Raw genomic sequence first — 10,685 nt, 5'->3', positions numbered from 1 at the left:
ACTTCCAGTGGTTCAAGCGCAGCGTCTCAAACCTCCACCTCTGGTGGAGGTCACTGACTTCATGCGTCCGGTCGGCCGCCCGCTTCCTCCCGCTCGCGCGCATAGGCATAGGTGATAGTCACCACAGAGAGCAGCAGGATCGTTAGGACCATCTGTTCCAGCCCCAGCAGTAGCACGAGTTGCAGGCCAACGACCAGTTGCGGAAGGATCGCGCTGAACAATGTCATGACGAATAAGAACAAAATACTAAGCAAGAGGAAGGGGATGAACAGCACGGTAAACGCGAAAACCATCGCCCAGCCGAATCCCTTGCCGAACTGAAGGGCTCGGAAGGGTCCCAGGGGTTGATCGACAGCGGCGGCGGGCAACATCAATCCGGCGCGCGCGAAGAAGGGGGCTGTGAAGACAAGCCCGATCAGGAAAAGCACGTCGAAGACAGTGATGGCGTCGTTGCTGATGGTGAAACCGAATGCGATTAACACCACAAATCCAATCATCAGGCCGACGGCGGCCAGTACCGCCAGCATGAAGAGGCAGAACAGCAGTGAATAGAGGAAGTATCGCCATTCCGGACGTCCAAAGCGCAGATGGATTGTGGCGGGGCGCTCGCCTAGAAGTGCGAAACGGTGCCAGGCGACAGCGACCGACGAGGCTGCGATGAGCTGGACGACAGCGCTCGTGAGCGAGAAGAATACGAAATCGGCCGAATCTTGCATCATCGGCTGATCGTTCATCTCCCAGGGATCGAAACCGGCCATCTGGGCGATGAAATCGAAGATAAACAGGATAGCAGTCCACGCCCCGGCCGCCTTGATGAGATTTTCGAAGTTCGAAAAGCACAGCAGCACGCTGCCCTTGAGAATGGCCTTGAACATGATGCCCCCTGAAAATTCATTTCTGCGCATTTCTTCATAGAGGGCGGGCGGGGAGGTGACAAACGGGTTTCGGGGCGTGGGCATGCGTGAGATTCGGGTGGCGGTCTTGCCGAGGTCTCTCATCCGTCATTGCCCGGCCTTCGCCGGGCAATCCATTGACGTTACTGAACGAGGAAACGTCGCAGGGGGGCCCTTCTGTCGCCACCCGCGATAGATCACCCGGACTGCGCCGACTGATGACGGTAGAGAGAGTGGTGCGGCGTTGGCGCGCGATCCCTGCAGTCCCCACGGGTCCATCGGCCGCGAACAACTTTTCTGCATGCAGGTGATTCCACGAACGCGCCGCTTGCTCTAGCGTGTGGCCCGACACTCATCGGGAGATTTCCATGCTCTTTGCCCTCATGTGCACTGACAAGCCGGGCCATCTGCAGGTGCGGCTCGACACTCGCCCCGATCATCTGGCCTTTCTCGAAAGTCTCGGCGATGCGCTGAAATTCGCCGGTCCCTTTCTCGGCGAGGACGGCAAGCCGTGCGGATCGATGGTCATGGTGGAGGCGGCGGACGAGGATGCCGCGCTCGCCATCGCCGACCGCGACCCTTATGCGAAGGCCGGGCTTTTCTCGGCGGTGGAGGCCCGGCCCTGGGTCTGGGCCGTCAAGAACCCGGAGGCGTAAGACGTGGCGTACTGGCTCTTCAAGTCGGAACCGTTCAAATGGTCCTGGGACATGCAGAAGGCCCGGGGCGAGGCGGGCGAGCAGTGGGACGGGGTCCGCAACTACCAGGCCCGCAACAATATGCGGGCCATGAAGATCGGCGACAAAGGCTTCTTCTATCACTCCAACGAGGGCAAGGAGGTCGTCGGCATCGTCGAGGTCTGCGCGCTCGCCCATCCTGACAGCACCACGGATGATCCGCGCTGGGAATGCGTGGACATCAAGGCCGTGTGCGACATGCCGAAACCGGTGACGCTCGCCGACGTGAAGGCCGAGCCACGACTGGCGAAGATGTCGCTCGTCACCTCCATGCGGTTGTCGGTGCAGCCTGTCACAGAGGAGGAGTGGAAGATCGTCTGCGAGATGGGTGGATTGAAGGAGCTGCCTTGACGACAGCCCAGGAGGACATTTCCAGCGCTGCCCGAGGCGCCTTGCGCGATGACGAGGGTCGTCGTGCCTTTATCCGCGCCAACACAACGCTTCTTCCGGTGCCGCATGCGCCGGAAATCTCGCTTCATCTGGCACACGAGGCAATAGACCTGTGGACCCGGACGGAAGAAGAACTGTCGGAGATCGGTCTGCCGCCACCTTTCTGGGCCTTTGCCTGGGCCGGTGGGCAGGCGCTTGCGCGCCACATTCTCGATACGCCCGAACTGGTGCGCGGCAAGCGCGTCTACGACTTTGCATCCGGCTCGGGGCTCGTGGCGATTGCGGCACGGCGCGCCGGGGCTGCCTGCGTGACCGCCAGCGACATCGACCCCTTCGCGGTATCCGCCATTTCGCTCAATGCGGCCGCGAATGAGGTCGAGGTTGCCGTTGAGGGCCGCGATGTGACCATTGAAGCGCCTCCTGCCTGCGATCTGCTGGTGTGCGGCGATGTGTTCTATGAGAAGCCCATGGCGGAGAAGGTGCTGGCGTGGGCAGACCGGGTGCGCGAGACGGGGGCCCTTGTTCTGGTCGGCGATCCCGGTCGCTCTTATCTCCCGCGCGAGCGGCTTGAGTTGCTTGCCGTTTTCGAAGTCCCCGTGACGCGTGCCCTGGAGGATTCGGAGATCAAGCGAACCGGTGTCTACCGGCTCAAGGCGCCGGCTGCCGGATAGCAGCCGCGTAAGGTGGTGGCATTGCGGCTCAAAAAAAGTGCGTGACCGGGACTTGCGCAGCGGGGCGCCGCAGCGTGAAATGCCCGCTTTCACGGGTCGCCCGTGCCAACCAGTACCGAGGATCCCCATGCCGATCGTCAACCGTTTCGCAGAACTCGCCGATGAGATCACCGCCTGGCGTCGTGACCTGCACAACAATCCCGAATTGCTCTACGACACGGTGCGCACGTCGGCGATGGTTGCCGGGAAGCTTCAGGAGTTCGGGGTCGACGAGGTCGTGACGGGCGTCGGCAAGACCGGTGTTGTCGGCGTGATCAAGGGGCGCAATGGCGGGGCTGGCAAGACGATCGGTCTGCGCGCCGACATGGACGCGCTGCCGATCGAGGAGGAAACCGGCAAGCCTTACGCTTCCCAGGTTTCCGGCAAGATGCATGCCTGCGGTCACGATGGGCATACCGCCATGCTGCTCGGCGCCGCAAAGTACCTCGCCGAGACCCGCAACTTCGACGGTACGGCCATCATGATCTTCCAGCCGGCGGAAGAAGGCGGCGCCGGCGCGCAAGCCATGATCGATGACGGCCTGATGACCCGGTGGGGGATCGAAGAAGTCTACGGCATGCACAACTATCCCGGCTTGCCGGTCGGCGAATTCGCGATGCGCCCGGGCGGCATCATGGCGGCGGCCGACATGTACGAGATCGTCATCACCGGGCGCGGCGGCCACGCGGCCAAGCCGCAGGAGACGGTCGATCCGATCGTCATTGGCTCCTCTCTTGTCCTCGCGCTTCAGACCATCGTGTCGCGCAATGTGGATCCGATGAACCAGGCCGTCGTTTCGGTCACGCAACTTGTGGCGGGGACCGCCTACAACATCATTCCCGAGCGCGTGATTCTGCGGGGAACCGTGCGCACGCTGAGCCCCGAGGTGCGCGATCAGGTCGAGGCCCGGATGCAGGAACTCGTCCCCTCCATCGCAAAGGGTTTTGGCGGCAGCGCGACCCTTGATTACCGCCGCAACTATCCGGTGACGGTGAACGACGCCGAGCGGGCCGGCTTTGCCGCCGAGGTCGCCAAGGCCGTCGCCGGAGAGGGGAAGGTCGATCCGGATTGCGTGCCGATGATGGCCGGCGAGGATTTCTCCTTCATGCTGGAGGAGCGGCCGGGGGCCTATATCTTCATCGGCAACGGCGCCTCCGCGGACCTGCATCATCCCCGTTACGATTTCGATGATGCGGCCATTCCCTTCGGTTGCTCCTACTGGGTGAAGCTGGTGGAAAAGGCGATGCCCATCGCGGGGTAGACGGGGAGCGTGTCGCGGCGGCGGGAACCGAACCTATTTCGTCCCGCCGAGCGCGCGATAGATCTTCGTGCCCGGACGCCCCGTGGGTTCCATCCCGTGACGGATCTCCGCCTTGCGAATGGCATCCTGCGTGAGGGGGCCGATCAGGCCGTCTGGTTGTCCGATATTGTAGCCGTTGACCATCAGTCGTCTTTGCAGGTCGAGGCGCTGCGCGCGCGACAGGCCCGGATCGTCTGTCGGCCATCTCGCTTCCAGCGGGCCGTGGCCGCGCAGGCGGTCCGACAGGTGGCCGATGGCGAGCGCGTAGGATTCCGCGACATTGTAGGAATAGAGCGCGTCGAAGTTGCTGGTCACCAGGAACGCCGGGCCGTTGCGGCCCGCCGGCAGCAACAGGCCAGCGGAATAATCGCCCTTCAGCCGGGCCCCGTTGATATGGGTGATACCGCGCCTTGCCCAGCTTTCGAGCGTGGCCCGTTTCCGGCGCCCCGACGGGCCGTCGTAGCCCTTGGGCAGACGGACTTCGAAGCCCCAGGGCAGGCGGTTGTTCCAGCCGGCCTTCTTCAGGTAGTTGGCGGCGGATGCCAGCGCGTCCGCGCTGGAGTTGACGAGGTCCTTGTGCCCGTCGCCATCGAAATCGACCGCGAGACGGCGGTAGGTCGAGGGCATGAACTGCGTCTGGCCGAAGGCGCCGGCCCAGGAACCGTTGAGATCCTTCAGGCGGATGTCGCCATCCGCCACGATCTTCAGTGCCGCGATCAGCTCGCCCTTGAAATAGTCCGCCCGTCGGCCTGAAAGGCAGATGACGTTGGCAAGCGCATGCGGAATGAAGAAGTCGCCCTTCTTGCGGCCGTAATCGGTCTCGACGCCCCAGAGCGCTGCGACGATGTACTGGTCGACGCCGATGCGTTTCTGGACCTGGGCAAGCGTCGTCCTGTGACGTTTCATCTGGGCGCGGCCGTCCTGAATACGCTCCAGATCGACCAGAAAGGCCATATAGTCCCAGATCTCGGTCTTGTATTCCGGCTGGGTGCGCGAGAAGCGAACGGCCTTCTCGTCATAGGCAACATTGGCGAGCGCCCGCCCGGTGATCGAATCCGGTATTCCGGCGCGCTCCGCATCGCGGCGCAGGCCCTCCACGCATGATTTGAGCGAGGCGGCCGCGGCCGGAAACGTCGCCATCGTGACGGCGATGAGCGCGGCCGCCATCCTCCCCGCAATGCGTGTCCTGGTCATGTTGCTGTAATCCCCCCGAAGGCGCCGATCCTGGAGCGGGGAGAATCGTATGTCATTGCGGCGTTACGGCGGCATTCCGTTGCCGCCTTGCCGTTGCCGTCTTGCCTCGGCCGCTCGCTCACATCGTTTGCGGCAACCACAACACGATCGCGGGGAAGGCGACGAGAAGCGCCAGGCGAAAAACATCGATCAGCACGAAGGGCAGGACGCCCCTAAAGATGCCGAAGAGGTTTGTGTCCGGCGCGATCGAATTGATGACAAAGACGTTCATGCCGACCGGCGGGGTGATGAGGCCGAGTTCCACCGTCATGACGATGATGATGCCGAACCAGATCGGATCGAAGCCGAGCTGGGTGACGACGGGAAAGACAATCGGTACCAGCAGAATGATCATCGCCATGGCATCGAGAATGCAGCCCAGCACGACGAAGAACGCGAGGATGACGACGAGGGTGCCATAGTTGCCGAGATCGAGGCCGATCAGGAACGAGGTGATCTTCTGCGGCGTCTGGGTGATGGTGAGGAAATAGCCGAAGAGGAGGGCGCCGATCAGCACGGTGAAGATAGCGACCGTGGTCCTCAGCGCCTCTATCAGGCAGTGCATCAGCGAGCGGGCGTTGAGGCGGCCGCGCAGCACGCCGATGAGCCCGGTGATGAAGGCGCCGGCGGCTGCGGCTTCGGTGGGCGTAACGGCGCCGGCATAGATGCCGCCGATGATCGCCACGAAGAGGAGAATGACAGCCCAGATCCCGCGGATGGAGGCGAAGCGCTCCGACCAGCTGACGGAATTGCCGGCAGGCAGGCTGCTGCCATAGGCGAGCCTCACAGTCGCCATGTAGAGGAAGACGGCAAGAAGGCCGGGAATGATGCCCGCCACGAAAAGCTTGCCGACGTCCTGCTCCGTGATGAACCCGTAGATGACGAGAACGACGGAGGGCGGGATCAGGATGCCCAGCGTGCCGCCGGCGGCGATGACGCCCGTTGCGACGTCGTCGGAATAGCCGAAGCGGCGCATCTCGGGCAGGGCGATCTTGCTCATCGTGGCGGCCGTCGCCACGGAGGATCCGCAGATCGCCGCAAAGCCGGAACAGGCGCCGATGGTGGCCAGCGCCAGTCCGCCGCGATAGCGGCCGAGCCAGGCCTGACCGGCTCGGAACAGCTCACCCGACATGCCCGAATTGGTCGCCAGAACGCCCATCAGGATGAACATCGGGATGAGGGTGAGATTGAAGTCGGTGACCGTGCGCGCGGGAGAAATGGCAAGCAGGTTGAGCCCGGTCTCCAGTCGCGTCATGGCAGCAAAACCGCCAACGCCGACGAGCCCCATCGCGACGCCCACAGGGACGCGCAACGCGATCATGGCAAAGAGGGCGATGAAGCCTGCAAGGGCGACGAAATCGGCGGGGCTCATCGGGCGTCTTCCTTCGTTTCGTCGTCCAATCGCTCGTAATGTTCCAGGCCTCTTCGCGGATCGACCAGCATCAGCACGATGCGCAGGAACACCGTGAGGACGGAGGCCGTCACGCCCAGCCACATCAGGGCGAAGAACGGCCAGAGCGGCATGCGCAGGTCGGAGGTGACCTGTGCGGAGGCGTAGTAGCTCTGCACCCGCGACAACAGCATCCATGCGAAAAGGCAGCTGAATACGAGCAGGACCAGCCACGCGAAGATGTCGATCCAGCGCCGGATCCGCGCGGGCAGGATTTCCGCCAGCAGGTCCACCTTGATGTGGGAGCCGCGGTAGCCGACGCTTGCGAGGCCCCACAGCACGGCAACACCCATCATGAGACGGGAAACGTCGAAGGCATCGGGGATCGGCATGGAGAGCACATAGCGGCCGATGGCAGAGGCGGTGACAATAATGGTGATTGCGGCCAGGAACAGGCCGGCGATCTGCTCGATCCGCGTGGAGATCCGTTCGAGCCGGGCCGGCAAGGTGAGAACCGGTGATTTCATGGATGCGTACTCGTGGCTGGAAAGGCGGTCGTCGTGCCCCGGGCGCGATGTTCGACGCAAGGCTCGTCAGCGGCAACGACGGCGGCAGGTGCAAGGTCGGGGGATGCGTGGGGGAGTCATCTGCCGACTGTCGGCGTCGCGGGGCGCCTGTCCCGGCCACATGGCGCCGGATATACGTGTGCGGTCGTCCTTCGTCTGCCGGCTTTTCGCCGGAACGGCCATGTCGTCTGCATCCGCTGTCCTCCCAGGGAGCCGATCCTGTTCACGTCCTCTCGGATCGTTGCTCCAAATTCCCTGCCTGAATGCGGGGCCGGGCGCATGGGCGATTTCCGCTCTGTCCCGATCCGCTCCAGTCCGCGCGCCCGCCTGTTGTCAGGTGCGCTGTTTCCTTTTCCGCCTTCATGGTGGCGCGGGCTCCTCTTCCCACCCCCTCGCGCGTGCGTCTAAGGGCAAGGCCTCCACCGGCGAATGGAACACATGTTAACAGCATGACGGCGGGCGCGGGCAAGCGATACGTGTTGTTTTGTTCAATGCAAGAACAGTATTTTCGATTTACAATCGAGCGAAAACGGGCAAGGGATGGGGCTGCGACGGCGGCAACCCGCCGGCGGAAAAGCCTTGATGATCGGGAGAGAGATGCCAGATGGCGAAGATTGGGGTGGCCGGGAAGGCCGAAACGGAAAGCGGTCCGCTCACCATTCATGTCGAGGACGGGATCGCACACCTGACCTTGCAGCGCCCGGACAAGCGCAACGCCCTCAATGATGTCCTGATCGAGGAACTCAGAGCCTTTTTCGCTGCGCCGCCGGAAGGCGTCGCCGTTGCGCTGCTGTCCGGCTCGGGCGGACATTTCTCCGCCGGCCTCGATTTGTCGGAGCACGTGTCGCGCCCGGCACCGGAAGTGATGAAGCACTCTCGTCACTGGCATTCGGTAATGGACATGATCCAGTTCGGAGGGCTTCCGGTCGTGGCGGCACTTGAGGGGGCTGTCATGGGCGGCGGGCTGGAACTCGCCGCAGCCGCGCATGTGCGGGTGGCGGATCCGTCTACGATCTTCCAGCTTCCCGAGGGGCGGCGCGGGATCTTTGTCGGGGGCGGCGCCTCGGTGCGCATTGGTCGGATTCTCGGGCCGGATCGCATGGTGGAAATGATGCTGACGGGTCGCAAGTACGGGGCAGAGGAGGGGCTGGCCCTCGGGCTTGCCCATTACCTGAGCGAACCGGGCGGGGCCCGCGATCAGGCGCTGTCGCTGGCGCGCACCATTGCCGGCAATGCGCCGCTGTCGAACTACATCGTCATCCAGGCGCTGTCGCGTATCGACGATATGTCGCGCGGGGACGGGCTTTTTGCCGAAAGCCTGTGTGCCGCGCTGTCTCAGACGAGCGACGACGCGCGCGAGGGTCTCAAGGCCTTCCTCGAAAAGCGTCAGCCGCGGTTCGGTTGACGATACGGCAACGAAAGTGACGACATGGCAACGAAAGACCGGAAGACGGTGATGACGGACAAGGTGCAGGTGGAGAAGATCGATACGTCGGGCGAGATCGATCCCGGTGTGCTTTCCAGTTTCATCGGATACGCGATGAAGCGCACCTACATGACCATTCATTCCGATTTCGTGGCGAGCCTCGAACACCTGGGCCTGAGGCCCGGGACGTTTTCCGCACTCACCATCATCGTCGACAATCCGGATATCAGTCAGAGCCAGCTTGCCCGCGCGCTTGCCATCGAACGCTCCGGGGTGGTGCTGATCGTCGATCATCTGGAAGACCGCGAACTCATCGGCCGGCACCGCGTGCCGGGCGACCGCCGGGCCTATGCGCTGCGGGCGACCCTTGCGGGACGACGTTTGCGCGATGCCGCCGTCGAGGCCATCCGCAAGCACGAGGCGCGGGTTCTCGGATCTCTGACCGGTTCGGAACAGGCGACGTTGCGCAATCTGCTTGCCCGCATCATGTGACGGCCGTCGCCGGGCGTCTGGGCTCCGGGCAGGTCTGGACGGCGGACCCCGATGAACATTCTCCATCAAAATTGTTAACTGCCAGAACAGAATTCGCTAGAGTGGCGGTGGGATCCTGCGCGGGGAGGCGCGGGGTCCGCGGGACAGGCGCATCATGCGCCGGACGGCCCGTATATTTGGGAGGATGACATTATGAACATGCGGATCGTGCGCGCCGGTATTGCCGGCGCCGCGCTCATCGGGTTCGTCCACGCGGCAAATGCCCAGGACGTGACGCTCAAGCTGCATCAGATGCTGCCGCCGCAGGCCGATATTCCGGCCAAGGTACTGAAACCGTGGGCCGACAAGATCGAGGCCGAATCCGGCGGGCGCATCAAGGTCCAGCATTTCCCGGCGATGCAGCTCGGCGGCAAGCCGCCCGCGCTCTACGATCAGGTCAAGGACGGCGTGGTCGAACTGACCTGGACGCTGTCCGGGTATGCGCCGGGTCGCTTTGCGAAATCGGAGACGTTCGAGCTTCCCTTCATGACGGCGCAGAGCGCGGAAGCAACGTCTGCGGCCGCCTGGGAGTTCTATGAAAAGCATCTTCGCGACGAATATGCTGACACGCATGTCCTCGCGGTCCACGTTCATGGGCCGGGAGTGCTTCATATGCGCGGCAAAGCGGTCACGAAGCTGGAGGACATCAAGGGCAAGCGTCTGCGTGGCCCGTCCCGGATCGTCAACGACCTGCTTGCGCGCTTGGGCGCATCGCCTGTCGGCATGCCCGTGACCGCGGCGCCGGAAGCCCTGTCGAAAGGCGTCATCGATGGCACCGTCATTCCCTGGGAGGTGACCCGGCCGCTGCGCATCACCGAACTCGTCGACAGCCACACCGAATTTGCGGGGCCGCGCGGCCTCTACACGGCCTTCTTCGTTTTTGCGATGAACAAGGACGCCTACGACGGGCTGCCCGACGATCTGAAGAAGGTGATCGACGACAATTCCGGCCTGGAATTGTCGCGGCAGTTCGGTCGTGTGATGGACGAGGGCGACGCGCACGGGCGGGAATTGGCGGTCAAGCGGGGCAATGAGATCGTCACGCTCGACCCTGAAGAGGTGGGACGCTGGAAAACCGCCTCCGAGCCTGTCGTTGCAGATTGGGTGAAGGCGATGGACGGCAAGGGCTTCGACGGGCAGGCGCTGATTGACGATGCCCGATCGATGATCGCCAAATACGCCGATCAATAGGGTTGGCCGCTGATCGATGATGTGAGTGCCCCGCGCGGTGTCGCGGGGCGCTCTCGCCGGTCGGAGAGAATGGTGAATAATTAAGCAGGCATCAATTGCGTGCAGGAAATTCCCTGGCCCCCGGCTGGCCGTGAAATCCGGACCACGGCGGGTGTCATCGTCGGTGAGGCTCTCGCATAATCCACAGACGACGATCGGTGCGCTCAGCGCGAAAATGGCTTGAAATGGCCGAAGCCGTACCGTCATTTCCACAAAAGTATGGTTAATCAAATCATAAGATTTGAAGCGCGCTCGCTTGCTTGAATTTTTTATGACGAAAGC

The 10,685-nt window shown here is 63.1% G+C and carries 11 protein-coding genes; 7 read left to right on the top strand and 4 right to left on the bottom strand.

Annotation, left to right across the window (positions count from 1 at the left end):
* Positions 1-59 precede the first annotated feature (59 nt).
* Complete coding sequence (locus V2L18_RS23210) at positions 60-875, bottom strand: hypothetical protein (RefSeq protein ID WP_336180731.1); 816 nt, start codon at positions 873-875, stop codon at positions 60-62.
* 386 nt (positions 876-1,261) lie between these two features.
* Between V2L18_RS23210 and V2L18_RS23205 the strand changes: the two genes are divergently transcribed.
* The 4 genes from V2L18_RS23205 (at position 1,262) to V2L18_RS23190 (ending at position 3,988) form a co-directional block, all read left to right on the top strand.
* Positions 1,262-1,549 (top strand): YciI-like protein, encoded by a 288-nt coding sequence (locus V2L18_RS23205; RefSeq protein ID WP_336180730.1) that lies wholly within the window; start codon positions 1,262-1,264, stop codon positions 1,547-1,549.
* A gap of 3 nt (positions 1,550-1,552) precedes the next feature.
* On the top strand, positions 1,553-1,978 hold the full coding sequence (locus V2L18_RS23200) for an EVE domain-containing protein (protein WP_336180729.1): 426 nt from the start codon (positions 1,553-1,555) through the stop codon (positions 1,976-1,978).
* Between the two features lie 41 nt (positions 1,979-2,019).
* Positions 2,020-2,688 (top strand): methyltransferase, encoded by a 669-nt coding sequence (locus tag V2L18_RS23195; RefSeq protein ID WP_336180732.1) that lies wholly within the window; start codon positions 2,020-2,022, stop codon positions 2,686-2,688.
* Between the two features lie 127 nt (positions 2,689-2,815).
* The gene (locus V2L18_RS23190) at positions 2,816-3,988 is read left to right on the top strand and encodes a M20 aminoacylase family protein (protein WP_336180728.1); all 1,173 of its coding nucleotides are present in this window, start codon (positions 2,816-2,818) and stop codon (positions 3,986-3,988) included.
* Between the two features lie 33 nt (positions 3,989-4,021).
* Here the strand turns inward: V2L18_RS23190 and V2L18_RS23185 are convergent, their stop codons facing one another.
* From V2L18_RS23185 to V2L18_RS23175, 3 genes are all read right to left on the bottom strand, one after another.
* On the bottom strand, positions 4,022-5,221 hold the full coding sequence (locus V2L18_RS23185) for a lytic murein transglycosylase (RefSeq protein ID WP_336180727.1): 1,200 nt from the start codon (positions 5,219-5,221) through the stop codon (positions 4,022-4,024).
* A 118-nt stretch (positions 5,222-5,339) separates the two neighbouring features.
* Complete coding sequence (locus V2L18_RS23180; RefSeq protein ID WP_336180726.1) at positions 5,340-6,632, bottom strand: TRAP transporter large permease; 1,293 nt, start codon at positions 6,630-6,632, stop codon at positions 5,340-5,342.
* Complete coding sequence (locus V2L18_RS23175; RefSeq protein ID WP_336180725.1) at positions 6,629-7,177, bottom strand: TRAP transporter small permease; 549 nt, start codon at positions 7,175-7,177, stop codon at positions 6,629-6,631. The genes V2L18_RS23180 and V2L18_RS23175 overlap by 4 nt, the downstream gene beginning before the upstream one ends.
* 643 nt (positions 7,178-7,820) lie before the next feature.
* Between V2L18_RS23175 and V2L18_RS23170 the strand changes: the two genes are divergently transcribed.
* The 3 genes from V2L18_RS23170 (at position 7,821) to V2L18_RS23160 (ending at position 10,364) form a co-directional block, all read left to right on the top strand.
* Positions 7,821-8,621, top strand: coding sequence for a crotonase/enoyl-CoA hydratase family protein (locus V2L18_RS23170; RefSeq protein WP_336180724.1), 801 nt, complete (start codon positions 7,821-7,823; stop codon positions 8,619-8,621).
* Between the two features lie 24 nt (positions 8,622-8,645).
* Positions 8,646-9,134, top strand: coding sequence for a MarR family winged helix-turn-helix transcriptional regulator (locus tag V2L18_RS23165; protein ID WP_336180723.1), 489 nt, complete (start codon positions 8,646-8,648; stop codon positions 9,132-9,134).
* 192 nt (positions 9,135-9,326) lie between these two features.
* Positions 9,327-10,364: a TRAP transporter substrate-binding protein gene (locus V2L18_RS23160; protein ID WP_336180722.1), complete on the top strand. Its 1,038-nt coding sequence runs from the start codon at positions 9,327-9,329 to the stop codon at positions 10,362-10,364.
* Positions 10,365-10,685 lie beyond the last annotated feature (321 nt).

It is taken from the genome of Breoghania sp. JC706, from assembly GCF_037026715.1.
Taxonomy (GTDB): Bacteria; Pseudomonadota; Alphaproteobacteria; order Rhizobiales; family Stappiaceae; genus Breoghania.
The sequence above is the reverse complement of the archived record's forward strand: the minus strand, read 5'-3'. Positions and strand labels throughout refer to the sequence as shown.

Excerpts from the sequence above, each read along its gene's own strand:
- V2L18_RS23205 (WP_336180730.1), top strand. The coding sequence starts at position 1,262 with ATGCTCTTTGCCCTCATGTGCACTGACAAGCCGGGCCATCTGCAGGTG.
- V2L18_RS23180 (WP_336180726.1), bottom strand. The coding sequence starts at position 6,632 with ATGAGCCCCGCCGATTTCGTCGCCCTTGCAGGCTTCATCGCCCTCTTT.
- V2L18_RS23190 (WP_336180728.1), top strand. The coding sequence starts at position 2,816 with ATGCCGATCGTCAACCGTTTCGCAGAACTCGCCGATGAGATCACCGCC.
- V2L18_RS23175 (WP_336180725.1), bottom strand. The coding sequence starts at position 7,177 with ATGAAATCACCGGTTCTCACCTTGCCGGCCCGGCTCGAACGGATCTCC.
- V2L18_RS23165 (WP_336180723.1), top strand. The coding sequence starts at position 8,646 with ATGGCAACGAAAGACCGGAAGACGGTGATGACGGACAAGGTGCAGGTG.
- V2L18_RS23160 (WP_336180722.1), top strand. The coding sequence starts at position 9,327 with ATGAACATGCGGATCGTGCGCGCCGGTATTGCCGGCGCCGCGCTCATC.
- V2L18_RS23185 (WP_336180727.1), bottom strand. The coding sequence starts at position 5,221 with ATGACCAGGACACGCATTGCGGGGAGGATGGCGGCCGCGCTCATCGCC.
- V2L18_RS23170 (WP_336180724.1), top strand. The coding sequence starts at position 7,821 with ATGGCGAAGATTGGGGTGGCCGGGAAGGCCGAAACGGAAAGCGGTCCG.
- V2L18_RS23210 (WP_336180731.1), bottom strand. The coding sequence starts at position 875 with ATGTTCAAGGCCATTCTCAAGGGCAGCGTGCTGCTGTGCTTTTCGAAC.